The 20173-nt window shown below is 68.0% G+C and carries 19 protein-coding genes and 1 pseudogene; 8 read left to right on the forward strand and 12 right to left on the reverse strand.

What is annotated here, in order from left to right; translation table 11 throughout:
- Positions 1 to 90 precede the first annotated feature (90 nt).
- The 3 genes and pseudogenes from GJV80_RS04165 to GJV80_RS04175 all read left to right on the forward strand — a co-directional run.
- Complete coding sequence (locus GJV80_RS04165; RefSeq protein WP_154686810.1) at positions 91 to 411, forward strand: nucleotidyltransferase domain-containing protein; 321 nt, start codon at positions 91 to 93, stop codon at positions 409 to 411.
- Positions 408 to 722 carry a DUF86 domain-containing protein gene (locus GJV80_RS04170; RefSeq protein ID WP_154686811.1) on the forward strand — a complete coding sequence of 105 codons (315 nt, stop codon included), beginning with the start codon at positions 408 to 410 and terminating at the stop codon, positions 720 to 722. Before GJV80_RS04165 ends, GJV80_RS04170 begins: the two co-directional genes overlap by 4 nt.
- Before the next feature lie 218 nt (positions 723 to 940).
- A pseudogene (locus tag GJV80_RS04175) lies at positions 941 to 1117 on the forward strand (recombinase family protein); the annotation flags it as partial.
- A 197-nt stretch (positions 1118 to 1314) separates the two neighbouring features.
- Here GJV80_RS04175 and GJV80_RS04180 read toward each other — a convergent pair.
- From GJV80_RS04180 to GJV80_RS04200, 5 genes are all read right to left on the reverse strand, one after another.
- Positions 1315 to 2298, reverse strand: coding sequence for an alpha/beta hydrolase (locus GJV80_RS04180; RefSeq protein ID WP_154686812.1), 984 nt, complete (start codon positions 2296 to 2298; stop codon positions 1315 to 1317).
- Positions 2299 to 2402: 104 nt separating this feature from the next.
- Positions 2403 to 4295 carry a Na+/H+ antiporter NhaA gene (locus tag GJV80_RS04185; protein WP_154686813.1) on the reverse strand — a complete coding sequence of 631 codons (1893 nt, stop codon included), beginning with the start codon at positions 4293 to 4295 and terminating at the stop codon, positions 2403 to 2405.
- Positions 4295 to 5038: a DUF998 domain-containing protein gene (locus GJV80_RS04190; RefSeq protein ID WP_230208118.1), complete on the reverse strand. Its 744-nt coding sequence runs from the start codon at positions 5036 to 5038 to the stop codon at positions 4295 to 4297. Before GJV80_RS04190 ends, GJV80_RS04185 begins: the two co-directional genes overlap by 1 nt.
- Before the next feature lie 109 nt (positions 5039 to 5147).
- Positions 5148 to 5771: an NADPH-dependent F420 reductase gene (locus GJV80_RS04195; RefSeq protein WP_154686814.1), complete on the reverse strand. Its 624-nt coding sequence runs from the start codon at positions 5769 to 5771 to the stop codon at positions 5148 to 5150.
- A gap of 73 nt (positions 5772 to 5844) precedes the next feature.
- Positions 5845 to 7242, reverse strand: a complete 1398-nt coding sequence (locus GJV80_RS04200; protein ID WP_230208119.1) for a DHA2 family efflux MFS transporter permease subunit — start codon at positions 7240 to 7242, stop codon at positions 5845 to 5847.
- A gap of 307 nt (positions 7243 to 7549) precedes the next feature.
- On the opposite strand from GJV80_RS04200, the gene GJV80_RS23640 reads away from it, so the two are divergent.
- The gene (locus GJV80_RS23640; RefSeq protein WP_230208120.1) at positions 7550 to 10258 is read left to right on the forward strand and encodes a LuxR C-terminal-related transcriptional regulator; all 2709 of its coding nucleotides are present in this window, start codon (positions 7550 to 7552) and stop codon (positions 10256 to 10258) included.
- Between the two features lie 236 nt (positions 10259 to 10494).
- On the opposite strand, the gene GJV80_RS04210 is transcribed toward GJV80_RS23640, so the two are convergent.
- Entirely contained in the window at positions 10495 to 10752 is a 258-nt protein-coding gene (locus GJV80_RS04210) for a hypothetical protein (protein ID WP_154686816.1), read from the reverse strand.
- Between the two features lie 271 nt (positions 10753 to 11023).
- Between GJV80_RS04210 and GJV80_RS04215 the strand changes: the two genes are divergently transcribed.
- The gene (locus tag GJV80_RS04215) at positions 11024 to 11563 is read left to right on the forward strand and encodes a cupin domain-containing protein (RefSeq protein WP_195909153.1); all 540 of its coding nucleotides are present in this window, start codon (positions 11024 to 11026) and stop codon (positions 11561 to 11563) included.
- A gap of 35 nt (positions 11564 to 11598) precedes the next feature.
- Here GJV80_RS04215 and GJV80_RS04220 read toward each other — a convergent pair whose 3' ends face one another.
- The 3 genes from GJV80_RS04220 to GJV80_RS23650 form a co-directional block, all read right to left on the reverse strand.
- A complete protein-coding gene (locus GJV80_RS04220) occupies positions 11599 to 11937 on the reverse strand; it encodes a hypothetical protein (protein WP_154686817.1) in 339 nt (112 codons plus the stop codon).
- Positions 11934 to 12263, reverse strand: a complete 330-nt coding sequence (locus GJV80_RS23645; protein WP_230208121.1) for a hypothetical protein — start codon at positions 12261 to 12263, stop codon at positions 11934 to 11936. The genes GJV80_RS04220 and GJV80_RS23645 overlap by 4 nt, the downstream gene beginning before the upstream one ends.
- Before the next feature lie 174 nt (positions 12264 to 12437).
- On the reverse strand, positions 12438 to 12728 hold the full coding sequence (locus GJV80_RS23650) for a carcinine hydrolase/isopenicillin-N N-acyltransferase family protein (protein WP_230208122.1): 291 nt from the start codon (positions 12726 to 12728) through the stop codon (positions 12438 to 12440).
- A 420-nt stretch (positions 12729 to 13148) separates the two neighbouring features.
- Here GJV80_RS23650 and GJV80_RS04230 point away from each other — a divergent pair, with 420 nt between their 5' ends.
- The 3 genes from GJV80_RS04230 to dprA are packed head-to-tail and all read left to right on the forward strand — an operon-like array spanning position 13149 to position 16302.
- A complete protein-coding gene (locus GJV80_RS04230; protein ID WP_154686818.1) occupies positions 13149 to 13529 on the forward strand; it encodes a YraN family protein in 381 nt (126 codons plus the stop codon).
- A complete protein-coding gene (locus tag GJV80_RS04235; protein WP_154686819.1) occupies positions 13526 to 15082 on the forward strand; it encodes a YifB family Mg chelatase-like AAA ATPase in 1557 nt (518 codons plus the stop codon). The genes GJV80_RS04230 and GJV80_RS04235 overlap by 4 nt, the downstream gene beginning before the upstream one ends.
- 2 nt (positions 15083 to 15084) lie before the next feature.
- Entirely contained in the window at positions 15085 to 16302 is a 1218-nt protein-coding gene (dprA, locus tag GJV80_RS04240; RefSeq protein WP_154686820.1) for a DNA-processing protein DprA, read from the forward strand.
- Positions 16303 to 16335: 33 nt separating this feature from the next.
- Here dprA and GJV80_RS04245 read toward each other — a convergent pair whose 3' ends face one another.
- Genes GJV80_RS04245 through GJV80_RS04255 form a run of 3 tightly spaced genes read right to left on the reverse strand, consistent with a single transcriptional unit; the run spans position 16336 to position 20026 of the window.
- The gene (locus tag GJV80_RS04245) at positions 16336 to 16965 is read right to left on the reverse strand and encodes a bifunctional 4-hydroxy-2-oxoglutarate aldolase/2-dehydro-3-deoxy-phosphogluconate aldolase (protein WP_154686821.1); all 630 of its coding nucleotides are present in this window, start codon (positions 16963 to 16965) and stop codon (positions 16336 to 16338) included.
- A 30-nt stretch (positions 16966 to 16995) separates the two neighbouring features.
- The gene (locus GJV80_RS04250; RefSeq protein ID WP_154686822.1) at positions 16996 to 17976 is read right to left on the reverse strand and encodes a sugar kinase; all 981 of its coding nucleotides are present in this window, start codon (positions 17974 to 17976) and stop codon (positions 16996 to 16998) included.
- A 55-nt stretch (positions 17977 to 18031) separates the two neighbouring features.
- On the reverse strand, positions 18032 to 20026 hold the full coding sequence (locus GJV80_RS04255; RefSeq protein ID WP_195909154.1) for a penicillin-binding transpeptidase domain-containing protein: 1995 nt from the start codon (positions 20024 to 20026) through the stop codon (positions 18032 to 18034).
- Between the last annotated feature and the right edge of the window lie 147 nt (positions 20027 to 20173).

Raw genomic sequence — 20173 nt, forward strand, 5'->3', positions numbered from 1 at the left:
TCTCAGCGAGAATGATCAGCTACCAACGCCCGTGGCCTCAAGCGGATCGTCGTCCGGAGCGGCTGGCTGGTCTTTCGGTACTGTTGAGGCATGAGTGAGGTCACAGGGGCGGCGCTGCGGCTTCGGGCTGATCTTCAGCGACACCGCGGCTTGATTGCTGAGGTGCTGGAACGGTACGGCGCCACGAACCCTCGCCTGTTCGGCTCGGTGGCTCGCGGCGACGCGCGAGAGGACAGCGATCTGGATCTGCTGGTCGACTTGGTGCCGGGAGCTGGTAATGAACTGCTTCGGGTGGCCGGGCTGGGGGAGGAACTGGGCGAGCTCCTCGGTGTTCGGGTCGATGTTGTTGCGGCAACGCTGTTGCGGGAGCAAGTCTCGGCCACTGCGGTAGAAGACGCGGTGGCTGTGTGAGTCGCACGGACGCGGAGCGGCTGGCGGATATCCGCGCTGCGATCTCGCGTTGTGTGGCCTACCGTGACCATCTTGATTCTGCGGAGCTGGGCTCGATGGCCGATGACGCCGTTCTGCCAAATCTCGCCGTTGTCGGTGAGGCGGTGAAGTCCTTGCCGGAGGAGTTCAAGCTCGAGCATGCGGGCACACCGTGGGCCTCGATCGCTGGTCTGCGCAACGTGGTCGTCCACGAGTACTTTCGGGTCGATCCGGAGATGATCCGCGACATCGTCGACCACCAGTTGGCGCCGCTCTTGGACGACATCGGCTGAGGTGGGCCGCCCCAATGATGTCCGGTCGCGGTACCGCCGGGGCAAAGACTTGTTGTCGAGATTGTCGGGCGAGATTGTCGGGCGAGATTGTCGGGCGAGATTGTCGGGCGAGATTGTCGGGCGAGCCAGTGGTTCGCCGCTCGGGCTTCGATGGGATGGGCAACATCGTGTTGCTCCCCGGCGGCATTCGCCCTCGGGTTGCTCAGGAGGGCTGAGGGATGGCGGGATTGCTGGTCGGCTACGCGCGGGTGTCGACCGAGGAACAGGACCTGACGGTCCAGCGAGAGGCGCTGGAACATTTGGGCGTCGGCCCGGACCGGATCTATGTCGATCACGGGTTCACCGGCACGAACCGAGACCGGCCGGGGTTGCGCGAGGCCATGGCCGCCTGCCGATCTCGGCCGCACTCGAACCTGGCCGGCTGTTTTCGCTGCTCACCGAGGTACCGGCACGGTTCGCACGGGTGCCGCCCTCACCGTGGCCGTTCACTCGGACACCGATCGAACGAGTCCCCGAGGTCCCGCCGCGCATCAGGCGATCTGGTAGGAGCCTGTGCCCAGAAGGCGACCGCCACGAGCCGTCGACATGACCATCAGACGGCTGTCGTTGACGCCGCACGGAGAGACTGCCCGACCCCGGCCGAATCCGGATGGCTCTGGCCGTGCGCACCGACCACCCGTTGCGCGGTGTGCGCCTGCAGGAAGGCAGCGGCGCGAGTGAGGGCTTGTTCGCCCTCGTCGAGGATGGCGGCGAAGCCCTGGAAGACGTGAGGCACACCAGGGGTGATGTCGAGTGTGACGGCGACATCGTGTGCTGCTGCTCGGGCCGCAAACGTGATGGCGTCGTCGAGGAGCACCTCGTGCGAGCCGGCTTGGATGAGCAGCGGCGGGAGCCCGGTGAGGTCGGCGAAGATGGGGCTGACCAGTGGATCGTTCGCAGCCGTGCCGGTCTTGCCCAGGTAGTCCGCTGCTCGGGTACGGATCGCGGCCGCGGTGATGTTGGGGTCCCGGTCGGAGTTGGTGTTGTAGCTGCTGCCGCCGACGGTCAGGTCGGTCACGGGCGAGAACAGCACGGCAGCGGCCGGCATGCTGAGCCGGTTCGCCAGGCCGCTGATCAGGAGTTCGATGGCGAGGTTGCCGCCGGCGGACTCGCCGGACACGGCGATCGGCACGGTGTCGCCGAACTGCTCGAGCAATGCCTGATAGGCCGCCGTGGCGTCATGCAGCGCCGCCGGATAAGGCTGTTCCGGGGAGAGCCGGTAGTCGATGGCCACGGCCATCATGCCGGTCTTGCGGGCGAGCATCGACACCAGTCCGGCTGATCCTCGCGCCGAACCCATCGCGAAGCCGCCGCCGTGCAGGTGCACGATCACGCCGCGGGGTTCGCCGTCGGCGACGTTGATGAAGACTACCGGCACGCCACCGAGGTCGCCGTCGCTGAGGCGCACGTCGTCCGGCAACGGCTGGGCCGTCAGCATCGCCTCGAGCAGTGGCCGCTGCACGGCAGGGTCGCCGCCGAGGTCGAACGGCGCGTCCCGCAGGAGGCGGTGCACCATCTCACGCTGTTCCTGGCTCATCCAAGTGCTCCTTCATCTTTCTCTCCGAGGCCGGGACATCCGACCTCCTTCAAGATCATTTGAGTGCTCACCGGCCACGGCCGGCCTGCTGATAACCGGCGCAGTCAACGCTTCCGGGCCTGCAGCTGGGTTTGTGCCGCGGTGATCGCCGACTCAAGGGTCATCCGGTCGTAGCTGCCGTAGTGCCGGGCACCGTTGATGAAGAAGGTCGGCGTGCCGGTGGCACCGCTCAGATCGGCCGACTCCACATCCTGGGCGACCCGAGCGTTGTGGGTGTGGTCGAACAGGTCGCGGCTGAACCGGTCGGTGTCGAGTCCGAGTTGGCTGGCATGGCGGAGCAGGTCGTCCGGGGTGAGCTGGTCCTGTTCGGCCAGCAGCAGATCATGCATCTCCCAGAACTTCCCCTGCGCCGCGGCGGCTTCCGCGGCTTCTACGGCGAGCATGGCTCTGGGGTGGACGTCTGTCAGTGGGAGATGGCGCCAGACGAACCGTAGATCGTTCTCGGCCAGCAGGGAACGGGCGGTGGATTCCGCTTGGCCGCAGTGCGGGCATTGGAAGTCGCCGAATTCGATCACCGTTATCGCCGCGTCGACGGGCCCTCGGACGTGGTCGAGTTCGATGTCCACGGCCGGCACCAGATCCTGGACGATGTTCGCGTCCCCGATCAGGGCACGTGACCGTCGCTGCGCCGGCAGCAGGCCGACAATCCGATAGGTCAGCCAAGTGAGGGCGGCAGCCAGTGCGGCAGCGCTGAGGACGCCGAGCTTGGCCTCGGCCAACTCCGTACCGCTGTAGGCACGGTCGGCGATCAGCAGGGCAACGGTCAGGCCGATGCCGGCCAGCGTCCCACTTCCGAGGAGGCCACCCCAGCCGATGGGTGGCTGCACCCGGCCCTTGCTCAGTCGCGTGACCAGGAGGGATCCGCCGAGCACGCCGACGGGCTTGCCGATCACGTAACCGGCCAGGATGCCGAGCGTGAGTGGACTGGTGTACGCCTGGCGCAGGAAGCCTGGGCTCAAGGCGATGCCGGCGTTGGCCAGCGCGAAGACCGGAACGATCAGGTAGCTGGTCCATGGGTGGAACCGGGCCTGGAGCCGCTCGTTCGGGGACAGCGTGGTGGTCAGCCCGAGACTGGCCGACCGGGCAAGATCGGGGGTGGGTTGTTCACGGAATTGCCTGACCAGTCGGGTCGCTTGCTCCAGGCGTTTGCGTTCGGGTGTGTAGGCCGACGCCGCCAGCCCGGTCAACAGGCCGGCAACGACCGGATCGACGCCGGAGTTCAACAGCGCGGCCCACAACAGAAATCCCAGTACTCCCGGCAGCCACCAGGGTCGTAGATGCACGGCGATGCTGAGCAGGAGCAGGCCGAAGGCGACCGCGGCGGCGATCAGGTTCGGCACGCGGATGTCGCTGCTGTAGACGAACGTGATCACCAGCAGGGACGCGAGATCGTCGACCACGAAGATGGTGAGCAAGAAGACCCGTACACGTTGGGGTGCGCCACGACCGACCAGATTGAGGAGTCCGAGGGCCAACGCCGTGTCGCTGGACATCGTCACGCCCCATCCCCGGGCGGCCGGGGTGCCGGCATTGGCTGCCAGGAAGACGATGATCGGAATCGCCATCCCCAGCAGTGCTGCCAGGCAGGGAAGAATCAGTCGCCGGCGGTCTCGAAGATCACCGAGGTCGAACTCGCGCCTTGCCTCGAGCCCGACGACCAGGAAGAACAACGTCATCGCCCCGTCGTTGACCCAGGTACGCAGGTCATGGGTGACGTCGACGTCCCCGAGTGCGAGGCCGAGTCGGGTCTGCCACAACAGGTCGTACGAGCCCTGGGCGACATTGGCCCAGACCAGTGCCGCGACGACTGCCCCGAGCAACAGGCCACCGCTGCCGGACTCGGCTTGCAGGAACGCGCGCAGCGGAGGAGCGTGCCGACGTGTCCACGGGCTCTGGGCCGCCGCATCGGTTGCCGGGTCGGCCGTCGTGGCTGTCATCAGCGAAGGCTGCTGTCGGGACGCGCCGGGGCCCGTCGGAGGATCCCGATCGCGAGCACCGCGAGCGCGGCCGCGCCCAGCGCGGCAACCAGGCGCTCGAACAGGCCCGTATAACCCGCACCTTGGGTCATCACGCTGGCCACCGCGAAGGCGGTGATCAGGACTGCCGTCCAACGTGTCGGGCGGGCCCAGCGCTCCCAGCCGTGTGTACGCCGCATGGCTGCGGCCAGGAAGAACGCCGCGACCACGAGCACCAGCAGACCGAGCGAGCTGATGGCGTTGTCCAGTTGTCCGCCGGTGTTGGACAACTGCTGCCTGGCGGTGCATCCCGGGTCGGCCATCCGGCAAGCCAACCGCTCCGCAGGAGAGAGCAGGTTGCCGAGCCCGACGATGGACAGGGCGAGCAGAATTGAGCCCGTCGCTGCCCTCCAGCCACCGGGACGCAGCGACGACCACACCGAACGCAACGCGAATCCGATCGTGGCAGCGCCACATAACGCCAGGATGATCACCAGCGGCGTTCCGTACGGCGCCGTGACCGCATACAGGTCGCTGATGGTGTGGGCGACCACGCTGTAGCGCGGCCCCTGCCAGGCGGCCGCGACCAGCCAACTGGCGACGAAGACCGCCTGCGCAATCAGCCCGAGCCAGGCCCATCGCCGCACGGCGGCGCGTCCGGCCGACGAAGCGACCGTCGCACCGACATTTGATCTATCGACGTTCCGCACGTGTGAGTTGCTCATCGACAACGCTCCTTCGAGTTGTGCCCGGCCGGCGTGAGGTCTGCTCGGGCCGGATCTTTCATCGTTTGGGGCGCGGTGCCCTGGTCGCGGACTGTTCGGCTCGTGGGTCTCAGTCGTTGAATTGGTCGACGCCGAGGGCGAAGTCCCAGTGGCCGATCCCGTTGTTGGCGAGACTGACGGAAAGTAGACCCATTCCTTCCAGCCAGTGCGCCATCTTCAGGTCGCCCGCGTCCAGCGGGCGGAGTCCGAGGCTTCCGATGAATGCCGCCACGTCTGCTTTGGCCTGGGCGTTGTCGCCGGCGATGAAGACGCTTGGTCGGCCCGTCTCGAGGACATTGCTGAAAATGGTGTTGAACGCCTTCACCACGCTGGCGCGGGCCGGGGCGACCTTGGCGGCTTCCTGCGCGACCGAGGTCTCCTCGCCGTAGGCCAGTCCGTCGAAGGTGGCATTGAAGGGGTTGCTGATGTCGACGATGATCTTGCCCGCGAGCGCGTCGGCATATTCGGCGATCACGGGCACGACGGCGCCGTACAAGAGTGCGGTGATGACGATCTCTCCGGTCGGGACGGCGCCCCATTCGCCCGTGGTGGCGCTGCCGCCCAGTGTCTTGGCCAGAGCCTCGGCCTTGGCCAGATCGCGGCCCATGATCTCGACGGTGTTTCCGCGGGCGATCGCCAGGGTGCCGATGGCACGGGCCATGTTTCCGTTGCCGATGATGGTGATGCTGCTCATGATGTGTGCTCTCTTCTTGTTGTCGAGGTCGTCTTGGTGCCGCACCGGGCCCGGACGCGTCGCGAGGTTCGGCTCAACGGTTGCTCGGGATGCGTTCGTTAGGTGTCGGCTTGGCGGGTTGTGGGGCGGTGTTCGGCGTGTTGGCCGGGAGGATGACGGCGGGGACGATTGCGGCGATGGTGATGCCGATGGCCCACCAGAACGCACTACAGAAGGCGGTGGTGGCACCGTGATCGACCAGGGCCTGGAGGACGACAGCGACGATTGCGGTTCCGAATGAGGCCCCCAGTTGCTGGGTGATGCGGGTGGTCATGGTGGCGTGCGGGATGTTGTTCGGTTGGATGTCCTGGTAGGCGACGGAGGTGGGCGGGATCAGGACCGCGCCGATTCCCAAGCCCCGGATCAGGAGTACGGCGCCCAGCCACCACAGGTTTGTGTCCGGTCCGGCGACGGCGAACGGTACGGTGGCAGCGGCGGCGAGGAGGAAGCTTGCGATCGTCACCACGCGCGCCCCGAACCGGTCGACCAGCTTGCCGACCCCGAAGCGGGACAACAGCGCACCGACACCTTGCGGGATCATCAACAGTCCGGCGTTCAGCACGCTCTCGCTGTGGAGCTGCTGGAAGTACAACGGGAGCAGGAACATGCCGGCGTACATCGCCGCGCCGGCGGTGAACAGGACCGCGGACGCCGTACCCAATGACCGTTTGCGCAGCAACCGGATGTCGACGATCGGCTGACGATCACCCGGTCGCGACGCCCACCCGACGAAGGCTGCGAGCAACACGATCCCGGCCAGCAGCGGGCCGAGCACACCGGCATGGCCGATCCCTCCATCGGCGGACAGCTGCGACAGGCCGTACAGGATCGCTGCCAGCGACGGCGTGATCAGCACGAGGCCGATCCAGTCCAGGCGCACGTGCCGTGCCGAGGGCTCCGATCGGTCGGTGGGCAGGAACCTCCAGGCGAGCAGCAACCCGGCCGCAATCAGTGGCACGTTGACCAGGAACAGCCAGCGCCAGCTCAGCCAGCTGAGGATCAGTCCGCCGATCACTGGGCCGAGGATGGGGCCGAGCGCCACCGGCAGGCTGAACGCGGCGACCAGCCGGCTGGTGACCCGCCCGCCGGCGGCTCGGACGGCAAGTGTCTGCATCAGCGGAATGAGTAGGCCGGTCGCGACACCTTGCAGCAGCCGAAAGCCGATCAGGCTGGTGTCGTTCCACGACACCGCACACAGCACCGAGGCAAGCACGAACAGCGTCAGTGCCATCATCCAGACGCGCTTACCGCCCCAGCGGCGCTCGGCCCACCCGGTCACCGGAATGGTGACGGCCATCACGAGCATGAAGCCGGTGATGACCCACTGGATCCTGCCGGGTGTCGAGTCCAGCCCGGCGACCAGCGTGTTGATCGCCAGCGTGACCATCGTCGAGTCCAGGATCGCCGCGACCCCACCGACGACCAGCGCCACCAGCACCGCGCGTACCCGGCCATCGAGCCGGTCGGCTGATGGGTGTTCGGGGGCTGGCGCGCCGCTCGGTGTGGGCGTCGGCGCTCCGACTAGGTGCCGTGTCGGGACAGGAACAGCGTCCGACATGAGGTGACTCCTCGAGATCTTTGCTGGACTTTCGTGCGCTGACCAGCGTCGGCGTGATCAGGGTGAGCGGGCAATCACCCCGTTGGTGTGATTCCGCGGATCCCTGCCTCGGACAGGTTTGGAGTCGTGTGCCGCGGACGGACTGCTTGCGCTCCGCCCTGGTCCAGAGCACGATGCGGATGTGGGAGCTGCCGGGGGAGCCGATGTTGTCGCCGCGGGCGGGGTTTCCGGTGACGCCGGCCGGGTGGTGTCGCGTCCGGTGCTGTTCGAGCGGCTCGCGACGTCGGCCCGCGTGACGGTGGTCTCCGCTCCGGCGGGCAGCGGCAAGACGGTGTTGCTGCGGTCGTGGATCGGCGAGCCGGGAGTGGTCGGGAACGCCGGGTGGGTGGCGGTCGGGCGAGATGAGCGGGATCCGCAACGATTTTGGCTGTCGGTGTTGGAGGCACTGCGCCGCACCCGTCCGGGATCGGGGTTGGTGCGAGCCGTGTCGGCGGCTCCGGATCTGGACGGGTGGGCGCTGGTTGAGCGGCTGCTCACGGATCTGTCGGCGTTGGATCACCGGTTGTGGCTGGTGATCGATGACGTGCACGAGCTGGGGTCGACCGAGGTGCTCCGACAGCTCGAACTGCTGGTGATGCGGGCCCCGCCGCGGCTGAGGTTGGTGTTGGCCAGTCGCCATGATGTGCGCCTGGGCTTGCACCGTTTGCGTCTCACGGGCGGGCTGGCCGAGGTCCGCGCCGCTGATCTGCGGTTCAGTCTGGCCGAGGCGGCGGAGCTTTTCTCCGATGCCGGGTTCGAGTTGTCGGTGCCGACTCTTTCGCTGTTGCACGAGCGGACCGAGGGCTGGGCGGCCGGACTGCGCCTCGCGGCACTGTCCCTCGTCGGTCACCCCGATCCGGGGAGGTTCGCGGCGGAGTTTTCGGGCAGCGAGCGGACGGTGGCGGAATACCTGCTGGCCGAGGTGCTGGATCGCCAGAGTGAGCAGGTACGGCGGCTACTGCTGCGTACGAGCGTGCTGGGGAGGGTCAACGGGGAGCTGGCCGACCTGCTGACCGGAGCGGGTGGCGGTGAGGGGATCCTCCAGGACCTGGAACAGGCCAACGCCTTCGTCGCCTCCCTGGACTCATCGCGGACCTGGTTCCGCTACCACCAGATGTTCGCCGACCTGCTGCGGCTCGAGTTGCGCCGTACCGGGCCGGGCGAACTGGCCGCGGTGCACCGGGTCGCCGCCGAGTGGTTCGCCACACATGGGTTCCCGGCGGACTCGGTGCGCCATGCGCAGGCAGCGGGGGACTGGGGCCCGGCCGCCCGGCTGCTCGCCGACCACTGGCCGGCCCTGTATCTGGACGGTCAGGCTGCGGTCGTGCACGGGCTGCTAGCCGGGTTTCCTCCCGGTTTGCTCAGCACCGACGCCGAGCTGGCCGTGATGGCCGCAGCCGACGAGCTGATCCGCGGATCATTGGACGCCGCCGGCCGATACCTGGACCTGGCGGAGACGAGATCGGCAGCGGTGCCGGCCGGGCGACGCGAGCAGCTCCGGCTTCTCCTCGCGGTGGTGACCTTGCTGCTGGCCCGCCAGCGCGGGAACCTGCTGGCCGTGGTCGAGGAGGCGAGCAAGCTGCAGGCGATGGCCGCGGTCGCGGACACGGCGCAGCCCGGCCTCGGCGCGGACCTGCGGGGACTGGCGCTGATCAGCCTCGGCAGCACCGAGTTCTGGGCGTCCGCGTCCGGGGACGCCGAGCGCTACCTGGAGGCCGGCATCGCATTGGCACGCCAGGGTGGACGGCCGTACCTCGAGTTCACCGGCCTGGCTTACCAGGCGCCGCACGTGTTCTATCACTCGTTCGCGCAGGGCGCCGAGCGTGCACGGCGGGCCGTGGAACTGGCCGACCGGCACGGCTGGACCGACGACCCGGCGGTCGGTGTTGCTTGCACGGTGATCGGGTTGGTGCAGGTGTGGCACGGACAGCCGGACGAGGCCGAACCGTGGATCCAGCGCGCCGAGCTCACCCTCAGCGCGGATGCCCAGCCCGCGGCCGTGCTGGCGGTGCTGATGATCCGAGGGACGCTCGAACTGATACGCGACCGAAACGCCGAGGCGCTGGCAGCTCTCGAGGGATGCGAGCGACTGGCTCGGCAACTCTCCGGACAGCACTATATGGTCGCCCGGATTCAGGCATTGGTGGTGCATTCCCTGGTACGCCTCGGCCGGTCCGGGCCCGCCGAGCAGCTTCTGGCCGGGCTCGACAAGCAGGACCGCGAGCGTACGGAGATCCGCGTCGCGACGGCGGCGCTGCGGATCGCCCAGGGCGACCTGCAGGCCGCACTCGCCGTGCTCGCCCCGGTCCGGACGGTCCCCGATTCGAACGACTATTGGGGGTTCTGGAACGCCCGCGCCGATGTGCTGGAGGCGATCGCCAGGGACGCTTTCGGGGACCCGGACGGGGCCACTGCCGCCATCGAGCGCGCTCTCGACATCTCCGAACGCAGCGGCGACGTGACCGCGTTCCTCCTGTACTCATATGCCGCGCCGGACCTGCTGGATCGCCACGGTCGGCACCGAGGCGCCCACGCGTCCCTGCTCGCCGAGATCCAGAGCTTGCTGGCTGGAGTCAAGCCCGCGGCGCGGGCAGTGCTGCAGCCACCGCTGGGTCCGCTCAGCGACAGTGAGCTCCGTGTCTTGCGCTACCTGCCCACGAACTTGACGGCACCTGAGATCGCCCGCGAACTGTACGTCTCGGCGAACACGGTGAAGACCCATATGCGCAACGTCTACGCCAAGCTCGCCGTCCACCGCCGGGCCGAGGCCGTCGGGCGAGCGCGAGCCCTCGGCTTGCTCGCCCCCTCGGCCGCCAATCGAAGAGGATCGACCAGGATCGCAACGCCGTAGCCGGCAGCCTGAGGCGCCCTTCGACCGCGACTGCCCGGCCGGGCGCCATCTCGCGCTGATCACCCTGATCGAGTGACGACCGCTCACCCCGCTGCCGGGCACGTTGCAGATCGAGAGCCTGCAGCAAACAGCAAAGGAGGCGTCATGATCACCGGGGCAACCTCAGGACCGATCGCCGGCGAACGCGACAGTGCCTCACCGGTGGAGTATCGGTGACCGGTGCCCGCCGCGACCCATCACCCAGTGCTCGTGGGCAGCGGTACGAAATCGTCGTGCGCGGCCATCTGGGCGAGATGATCCGCTCCGCGTTCCCTGGCCTGCAGGCCGAAGACCGCGGCGGGGACACCGTGCTCTCCATCCGTGGCGCTGACCAGGCAGCGCTCTATGGCGCGCTCGCCGAAGTTGAAGCGCTTGGCCTCGAGCTTCTCGAAGTCCGACGTTGCCCGGCCACCGGCCCGGAGGAGCCGTCGCCGTCGGGACCGTGACAGTCGCACCTGGTACTGGACCCGGACCTGCAGTTGATCTTGTGAGGTGTTGCGGAATGTTAATCTGGACCCTAGTGAGACGCAGTGGCTGATGGCGCCGCCCGGCGGTGTGTGGGCGTACGCTCATGCCGATGTGCGTGCGGTGAAAGGGACGTCGGTCCGACTCGGTCGCCTCGCGTGCACGGCCTCGAAGATGTTGCGCGTTCTGGTTGAGGTCAGCCAGGTTTGACACCAACTCGTACGCGTGTGCGCCGGATCGTCGACCAACAAAGGAGCCAGTGTGTCCAGCCAGCCCGCGCCCGTCCCGCCTGATGATCTATCCCGTGAGCTGACCATCGCACAGCCCGATCAGGACCAGAGCCTGCCCCACGTCGGGCTGGCCGGTGACACCTACACCATCCTGGTCACCGGCGAGGACACAGCCGGCAAGTACACGCTGATCGACATGCACGTCCCCCCGGGTGGCGGCCCGCCGCCGCACCGGCACGATTTCGAAGAGATGTTCACGATTCTGGACGGTGAAGTTCAGGTGACCTTTCGCGGTCAGACGATCGTCGCTCGCGCTGGCGAGACCATCAATATTCCGGCCAACGCCCCGCATGCGTTCACCAATATCGCCGGCAGTCCAACAAGGATGCTGTGCGTCTGCGCGCCCGCGGGGCAGGAGGAGTTCTTCACCCTGGTCGGCCAGCCGGTCGCCACCCGGACGCAGACAGCTTCTCCGCTCGACGCCGATGCCCAGGCAGCCTTTATCGCCAAGGCCGAAGAACTTGCACCCCAGTACAAGACCGAACTGCTCCCACCTCCCGACACCCGATAGCGTTCGGACGCTCAGGTGGGGTGCCCGGACGGTGCTCATTTCCGCACTGCGGCGATCGCTTGTGCCGCCACACGGTCGGCATGCTCGTGGCTGTTCGGCTGCATCCAGCCCTCGTTCAACACCGGCGTACCGCCGGCGTTGACGGTCATCCGGAAGCCGAGACATTCCAGCCAGAGCGCCCGCATGTTGAGGATCGCCGGCAGCCGGTCGAGTTCCTCGTCAATGAGTTGGACGTGCTTGGAGTATCCGTGCATCACCGTGGCGACATTCTCGGTGCCGTTGCGTTCGGCTGCGGTGCGCAGCAGCGCGCCCAATCTGCCGTCGAGGCGGCAAAAGAGGACCTTGATCAACTTTGTTCGTGTAGGAATGATCACCGGGGCGATTCGGTCCCAGGTCTGTCGACCGGTTGACCAAAGCTCACGGTGTGGGTTCCGCAGGCGAAGTTGCTGAAGGACTGTGCGCAGGACTGATCGGGCCAGTGGTAGGTCACCTGGCCTTCGGCTGGCCGATAGCAGGCTGTGTAGAGCGTTCCCACATCGTGCTGGTCGACCCTTCGATACAGCGGCGGCTTCAGCCTCGCCGCCACGTCGGCACCTGCGGCGCGGATTGCGTGCAGCCGTTCCTGGGTCCGCATGGTCTGCTCCTGCTCCTCGGACACCGGCAGGTGTTGGTGATTGGCGGCGCAGGCATCGGGTGCCACCGTGGGCGGTATATCCGGTCCTACGAAGACCGTTACCGCGCGTGTGGGATCGACGAGGGTGATGTTCTGGGGGAACCGCGACCGGTAGCGAATGCAGCCGGTCGAGAGCCTGATCGACGGTGTCGCAGGTGTCCAGCAGGTAGCGCACACGATGAGAATGGCTAAGCCCTGTCCTTAGACCGAACGTCCGCCGAAGGTGAGTGAGATCGCCAGACCGGCGTCGTTCATGCCGTCCAGCAAGCCCCACAGCGGGTCCTGGATTCCGATCACCGGGCTAAGGAAGCAGGTCGAGACGATGGTGCCCTCGCACTGATCGGGCGGGAAGTCGTAGTTGCGGACCAGGGTGCCGTTGCTGCCGATCTGGGTGCACGCGGGGGAGAAGGGTCGCAGTGCCGCATGGGTGAGGAAGGTTTGAGCTCCGGGCCCATCGGGTTGGTCGGTCAGGATCGGAGCCAGTCCCGGCATGTGCGAAGTGAACAGCGATCGAGTACGGTCGGCACCCTCTGGAGTCCGGCCTTCGTCGTCAACAGGCACTGCACGTGCTGCCACAACATCCGCGCCCGGGCAGCCCACCGGCCGCCGCTGCCGTCGCCGACCTCGATGGCCCGGAAGGTCTTCTGCCAGGGCCGCATAGCTCGCGCCCCTTCTCGCCAGAATCGAATGAGGTGGGTCGCAACCTAGCCAATTGCGCGGGGGAATCACCAGGTGGCGACTTTCGCCCGCCGATTCACCAAGCCGGCGTCGGATCTGGGTCAGACGTCGGTCCGGACTTTTCCACAACCGCAAGGGCACTTCGAAGCAGTGTCCACAGATTCGCCCGATGGGTGAACCACTCCGTGCATTCGTGCCCATCGTTACAGGTGAGCAGGCGGGTGAGGAGGCAGGATGGAGATCACGGATCTGCGCCGGGCACTCGGCCGCAAAGGCGAAGACCTTGCGGCCGAATACCTTGTACGATTGGGATATCAGGTCGTCGACCGCAATTGGCGTTGCCGGGCGGGCGAGATCGACCTGATCGCCCGGATCGATCATGAGGGCCGCAGCAAGATCATCTTCTGCGAGGTGAAGACCCGGTCCGGGTTGGGTTACGGCAGCCCGCTGGAGGCGATCACGTACGAGAAGGCGCGCCGACTCCGGCAACTGGCCGGGTTCTGGCTGGCCGAAACCGGTGATCATGCCGACGACATCCGGATCGATGCCATCGGGGTGTTGATCAGACCGGGTGTGCGTCCGCGGATCAGTCACGTTCCGGGGATCGACGGATGAGCCTGGCAAGCGCCTGGTCGGTCGCCCTGATCGGCCTGGAGGGGCGGATCGTCGAGATCGAGGCGCACATCGGATCCGGTTTGCCGCGGACCGTGCTGGTCGGCCTCCCCGACACTGCGTTGTACGAGTCCCGGGACCGCTGCAAGGCGGCCATCGGCAACACGGGCCGCCAGTGGCCGGATCACCTGGTCACGATCAATCTGTCACCGGCGAGCCTGCCCAAGGCCGGATCGCACTACGACCTGGGCATCGTCGCCGCCGTGCTGGCCGCCGACGGGGCGTTCGACCCGCTCCAGCTGCGCAACACGGTGCTGATCGGCGAGCTCGGCCTGGACGGCCGGGTCCGACCGGTCCGAGGTCTGCTGCCGGCCCTGCTCGCCGCGTCCCAGGACGGGTTCCGGCGGGCGATCGTCCCGCAGGCCCAGGCGGGCGAGGCGCGGTTGGTGGATGATCTTGAGATCTTCGGGTTCGCCTCGTTGGCCCAATTGATCGCCTTCCTGCGCAACGAGCCGATTCCCGACGATCCGCGCCGTGATGATCATGACCGGGATGCCCGGCCGGTGGTCGACCGTCGGGAACTTGATCTTGCCGAGGTGGCCGGACAACTCGACGCCAAATGGGCGCTGGAGGTGGCCGCGGCCGGTCGGCACCACCTGTTGTTCACCGGTCCACCCGGCGTAGGCAAGACCATGCTGGCCGAGCGGTTGCCGGGGCTGTTGCCCGATCTCGGCGTGGCCGAGGCGTTGGAGGTCTCGGCCATCCATTCGCTGGCAGGCTTCGCCCTGGAGGATGGATTGATCACCCGGCCGCCCTACTCCGCACCGCACCATTCGGCCTCCGTCCCGAGCATGGTCGGTGGGGGCAGCCGGGTCGCTCGACCCGGCGCGATCTCCCGGGCCCATCGTGGGGTGCTGTTCCTCGACGAGGCTCCGGAGTTCGGCTCCCGGGTGCTTGAGGCGCTGCGCACCCCGCTCGAGTCCGGGGTGGTGGCGATCGGCCGCAGCGAGAGCGAGGCCAGGTACCCGGCGCGGTTCCAACTGGTGCTCGCCGCCAATCCGTGTCCCTGCGGCAACGCCGGGACGGTGGGTGCGCATTGCGAATGCACGCCGATGGCGGTCCGTCGCTACGGGGAGAAGCTGAGCGGCCCGATCCGCGACCGGATCGACGTGGTGCAACCCATGCTGCCGATGACGAAGAGTTATCTGACCGAGGCGCTCGGCCGGGTCGAGTCCACTGCGGTCGTCGCCGCCCGAGTGGCCGAGGCCCAGGAACGCCAGCGGCATCGGCTGCTCGGCACCGGGTGGCAGTCCAACAGCGAGGTTCCCGGATCGTATCTGCGGCGTCGGCTGCCGCTGCCGGACGGGATCGAGATGCTCGACGGGGCGGTCGCCGCCGGCCGGATCAGTCCCCGTGGTGTCGACAAGACCCTGCGGCTGGCCTGGACGATCTGCGATCTCGCCGGACTGGCGCGGCCCGGCCGGCAGGAGTTGTCTACCGCGCTGGCGATGCGCCGCGGCGTACAGGGCCGCCGGATCGACGTGAAGGCGGGATGATCATGAGGACCGATGATGATCTTGCTGATCCCGTTTCCATCGAACCCGTGCCGATCCAACCCGTGCCGAGACCGGCCCCGGTGGTCGATGCCGAACACGATCGCCGGGCGAGGATGGTACTCAGCTGTGTCGCCGAGCCCGGTGACCCGGCGATCTCCGGCGAGGTCGTCCGGATCGGGGCGGTCGAGGTGCTGCGCTCGGTCCTGGCCGGCGACCACGGGCCGGCACTCGCCGAACGCGCGGGCCGGCTCGATCTGACCGATTACCATACGGCGATCGCCGCCGGCCGGTTCCGGTTCATTGTTCCGGCCGACCCCGAATGGCCGGAACGACTTGTCGACCTGGCGTCCGGTGAGGCCATCCAGCGACGTGGTGGGGCTCCGTACGGGCTCTGGTTGCGCGGGCCCGCGCGGCTCTCGGAGCTGGCCCCTCGGTCGGTGGCGATCGTCGGCTCTCGGGCATCCTCCCAATACGGCGACACGGTGGCCGAGGAACTCGGCTACGACCTGGTTCGGGAGGGGTGGACCGTGGTCTCCGGTGGCGCCTTCGGCATCGACGCGGCAGCGCACCGCGGCGCCCTGTCGGCGTCGGGCCCGACCGTCGCGGTCCTGGCCTGCGGTGTCGACGCCGGCTACCCGCCCGGGAACCACTCGCTGTTCGAGGCCATCGCCGCCGATCATCTGCTGGTGTCGGAATTGCCGCCCGGGATGCATCCGACCCGGGTCAGATTCCTGGCCCGCAACCGCATCATCGCGGCGATGACCCGAGGCACGATCGTGGTCGAGGCCGCGATCCGATCGGGTGCCCGGAACACCGCGAACTGGGCCGTCGCCTGTAACAGGCAGGTGATGGCCGTTCCCGGCGCCGTCAATTCCGCACTGTCGGTGACCCCCCACCTGATGATCCGGGAGGGGCAGGCGGCGTTGATCACCAATGCCAAGGAGGCCCTGGAGTTGCTCGCCGACGTCGGTGATCACCTGGTGCCGCGGCGCAGCGGTCCGGGCCGACCGACCGATGCGATGGACGACGTCCGGCTGGCGGTCTTCGAGGCGGTGCCGCGGCGGCGTTACCGAACGGCGGGTGAGGTCGCCCTCGCCGCCGACGTCTCGATGCCACGCTGCCTGGCCGAGTTGGCAGCCCTCGCCGACGCCGGCCTTGTGCAATCCGGGCCTACCGGCTGGAGGTTGCATGACCGGGTGGCCGGTAGAGCCAGGGGCTGAGCGGGCTCAGCGACCGTCGACGGCGTCCGCCGATCAGGCTCGGGCCGAGCGGACGGACCGTAGGAGCGTCGCCACGCCGGCAACCGGGTCGTTTGCCCGGGTGAGGCCGGAGCCGAGGGCAACGGCGACCGCGCCTGCCCTGATCCAGTCGGCCGCATCCTCGGGTGCCACGCCACCGGTCGGTACGCAGCGCAGCTGGGGCAGGGCTGCGAGTACGTCCGACAGCGTCTTCGGCGACCACTGGCTGGCCGGGAAGACCTTGACCAGATTCGCACCGAGAGTGTGTGCCTGCAGCATCTCGGTCGGCGTGGCTGCCCCGATGGCGGTGGCCACGCCGTAACGCCGGCCGATCTCGATCGCGCCGTCGACCACGGTCGGCGTGACCAGCAGCCGCGCACCGTTGAGCACGGCCAGCCGCGCCGTCTCGGCATCGAGCACCGTGCCGGCGCCGAGCACAGCGCCGTCCGGCAGGGACAGGTTGAGCTCGGCCAACGCCTGCAGTCCGCCGGGCGTGGTGAGGGCAACCTCGACCACCGCCACCCCGGCAGCCCACAGCTTCCGGGCCAGGTCGACGGCCCGGTCGGCCGAATCGGTGCGGACGATACCGATCACGCCGGTCTCGGAGATCGTGCGGGTGACTTCCGCCGCGCCCTGACTACTCATGATCATCACAACCCTTCGTCGGTCAGCGGATCACATCGGCGCCGCCGCCAGGACCTGTTCCAACAGCGTCCGGGTCGGCAGCCCGGTGCAGTCGCCGCGGACGCACACCACCAGCGACGCGACGACGGCTCCGGTGCGCAGCCGGGTCGCGGCATCCTCTTCGGTGTCGCCGTCCGCGCCGTCCAGCCAGGCCGAGATCCATCCGGCGTTGAATCCGTCCCCGGCCCCGATGGGGTCGACCAAGGGCACAGTGCGTACCCCGGCATGCACCGACTGCCCGGAGCCCGGCAGGTACTCATACGATCCGCGGCCACCGTCCTTGACGATCACGGAGGTGGCGCCGAGATCGGCGAACCAGCGTTCCGGGTCGACGCCGGGGGAGATGATTTCGGCCTCGTCGCGCCCGGTGAAGACGATGTCGGCGTAGGGCGCCAATCGCTTGATGATCAACCGCCAGCGATCCGGGTCGGCCAGCCGGAGCCGGAGGTTCGGGTCGAAGCAGACCGATGCCCCGGACTGCTTGGCCAGGGTCATCGCCTCCTCGGTCGCGGCCAGGGTCGACTCGGACAGCGCTGCGGTGATCCCGGTGACGTGCAACAGCCGGGTGTCGGTGATCAACTCGGTCGCCAGGTTGTCTGGGGCGAGTGCGGTGGCCGCGCTGCCGGCCCGCCGGTACTCCACCGTGATCGGACGGCCCTGCGGGCTGTCGCGGATCAGCAGACCGGTCGGCCGTTCGTGATCATCGACCAGTCGGCTGACGTCGACACCCTCGGCGCGCAGGGTCTGCCGGATCCGTTCGCCGAAGCTGTCCGCTCCGACCCGACCGAAATACCCGACCCGATGACCCAATCGGGCCAGCCCGGTCGCCAGGTTGCTCTCCGCGCCGGCGATGCCGTACTCGAAACGTTGGGCGATCGGCAACGGCAGATCGTCGGCGGCCAGCATCAGCACCATCGGCTCGCCGAAGGTCACGACGTCGTAACTCGGGCTCTCCTCTGACACCCCAGACATCTTGCCAGGTGTCCTCCGCCTCCCACCGGTCAGCCCTGCCGGTCAACCCTGCCGGTCAACCCTGCAACAGGAACCGCTTGAGCAGCGGGCCGGCGACTCCGGATCCGCTGTCGCCATCGTTGACGAAGACGGCGACGGCAAGATCATCCCGGGCGGCGACCATCCAGGCGTGGGTCTTCGGCGGTGTGTCCGTGCCGTACTCCGCGGTCCCGGTCTTGGCGATCACCGACGGCGGCTGCAGCGACTGCAGAGCGGCGCCGGATCCCTCGGTGACCACGCTGTGCATCAACGATCGCAACTGCTTGGCCTCCGCGGCGGTCAGCGGCTCACCCTTCGGCTCGGCCATGACACCGTTCACCAAATGGGGGATCACCGTGTGACCGGCCTGCACGGAGGCGACAACGGTGGCCAACGCCATCGGCGACCCGAGCACCCGCCCCTGACCGATCATCTCCGCTGCCCGCTCCGTCTCCGATTCCGGCTTCGGGATCGACCCGAAGTAGGCGGGGAAGCCGACGTCGTAATCGGTGCCGAAGCCCAGCGACGCTGCCGCCGCGTTCAGATCGTCGGAGTCCACGGCGCGTCGTTGCCCGATGAACGCGGTGTTGCAGGAGTTGGCGAAGGCCGTCCGGAAGTCGACATCGCCGAGCTTGGAACTCGGGTAGTCGTTGTAGTTCTTGAACCTCCGACCGTCGACGGTGATCGTCGCGGGGCAGGCCATCTGCTGGTCGGGCTTGACGCCCTTGCGGAGCAGCGCCAGTGAGTCGATGATCTTGAACGTGGAACCCGGCGGATACTGACCGTAGGTTGCCAGGTTCTGGTTGTCCGCCGCGTCGTTGACCGCGGCAGCGACGATCTCGCCGGTGGACGGCCTGATCGCGACCAGGGCGCTGGCCGGGCGGGAGTCGGCCAGGATCTCCTCCGCCGCGCCCTGCAGCTCCCGGTCCAGGCTGATCTTGAGGTCCTTGCCGGCGACGGCAGGCTGGTGGAAGACCCGTGTGGTGTGGGTGATCGACGGCGACGCGCCGGCCGACGGTGAGGCGGCCGGCGACGTTGCCGGCGCGCTGCTCGACGATTTCGGCGGGACGACGCTCACCGAGATGTCCGGGGTGCCGCTGAGCCGCTTGTCGTAGCGGAACTCCAGCCCGGACAGTCCGGTCTGATCACCGGGCGCGATCGTCCCGCCGGACTTGTCGACGATCTCTGCGGTCGCCTCCCCGACCGTACCGAGGATTGGCGCAGCGAAGGACTTCGTTGGGCCGAGCATCGCCTCGCCCTCCAGGACGACGGCCCCGTCGATGGCCGTGATCCTGGACTCGCGCGGCAGCTGCGGGTCACCCTTGCGGAAGACGATCGCCGGGACGAAGGCGGACGGGCCGGAGGCCTTGACCAACTTGACGTAATTGGCGGAGTCGATGTCGAGCACCTTGGCCAGAGCGGCCGCCGATCGTGCTGCCTTGCTCTGTGGCACCTTGGTCTTGTCGATCCCGACCCGTTCCACGGTGCGCAGCTTGACCAGGGCGGCCCCGTTGTCGTCGAGGATCTCGCCACGATCGGCCTGCTGCCGGCTGAGCGCCAGATGAGCTCCGTCCACCAGATGCGGTTCGACGACCGACGGAGCCCACACCGGCTGCCAGCTGTCGCCGGTCCTGTCGAACCGGGCAGTCACCTGGTACGTCCAGGGCTTGGTCGCGCCGGGAATCCGCCAACTCATGGTGATCGCGCTGGTGGCCTTGTCGCCGTCCACCTGTGGATCGCCCGACACCTTCGCTGCCAGCTTCGACGACCCCAGCGGATCGGTCAGCGAGGTGAAGTCCTTGGCTGCCTCGGTTGCGCCACCGGCGAAGGTCAGCGAGGACAGATCCTTGGCTGACAGCGCTGCAGCCAGTCGTTCGGCGGCCTTCGCGGCTCCGGCGGTGTCCGGCTTGCCCGGGAGATCGATCCCGCCGCTGCACCCGGTCACCACCACGGCGACCAGCATTCCGGCCACCAGCCCGGTTCGGCGTTGCCTTCGGACGGAAGCTGGTGTCGGGTTCTGTTCTGGGGTCACGAGTTCACAGTGATACCAGCGCCGACACTCCGATCTCGAAGCCGGGCCGGTCGTCGATGCAGGATCGTTGCCTGATGTCAGGCTCCAGTCGGAAGCGGATCGTCCGGAATCATCCCTAGGGTGCCTTGACAAGGGTGACGCGGCGTC

Source organism: Microlunatus sp. Gsoil 973 (assembly GCF_009707365.1).
In the GTDB taxonomy this organism is placed as follows: domain Bacteria; phylum Actinomycetota; class Actinomycetes; order Propionibacteriales; family Propionibacteriaceae; genus Microlunatus.

Bases quoted from the DNA above. Each gene is read 5' to 3' on its own strand.
- GJV80_RS04165 (WP_154686810.1), top strand. From the start codon at position 91: ATGAGTGAGGTCACAGGGGCGGCGCTGCGGCTTCGGGCTGATCTTCAG.
- GJV80_RS04180 (WP_154686812.1), bottom strand. From the start codon at position 2,298: ATGAGCCAGGAACAGCGTGAGATGGTGCACCGCCTCCTGCGGGACGCG.
- GJV80_RS04185 (WP_154686813.1), bottom strand. From the start codon at position 4,295: ATGACAGCCACGACGGCCGACCCGGCAACCGATGCGGCGGCCCAGAGC.
- GJV80_RS04190 (WP_230208118.1), bottom strand. From the start codon at position 5,038: ATGAGCAACTCACACGTGCGGAACGTCGATAGATCAAATGTCGGTGCG.
- GJV80_RS04195 (WP_154686814.1), bottom strand. From the start codon at position 5,771: ATGAGCAGCATCACCATCATCGGCAACGGAAACATGGCCCGTGCCATC.
- GJV80_RS23650 (WP_230208122.1), bottom strand. From the start codon at position 12,728: ATGCCGGGACTGGCTCCGATCCTGACCGACCAACCCGATGGGCCCGGA.
- GJV80_RS04230 (WP_154686818.1), top strand. From the start codon at position 13,149: ATGGAGATCACGGATCTGCGCCGGGCACTCGGCCGCAAAGGCGAAGAC.
- GJV80_RS04235 (WP_154686819.1), top strand. From the start codon at position 13,526: ATGAGCCTGGCAAGCGCCTGGTCGGTCGCCCTGATCGGCCTGGAGGGG.
- dprA (WP_154686820.1), top strand. From the start codon at position 15,085: ATGAGGACCGATGATGATCTTGCTGATCCCGTTTCCATCGAACCCGTG.
- GJV80_RS04245 (WP_154686821.1), bottom strand. From the start codon at position 16,965: ATGAGTAGTCAGGGCGCGGCGGAAGTCACCCGCACGATCTCCGAGACC.
- GJV80_RS04250 (WP_154686822.1), bottom strand. From the start codon at position 17,976: ATGTCTGGGGTGTCAGAGGAGAGCCCGAGTTACGACGTCGTGACCTTC.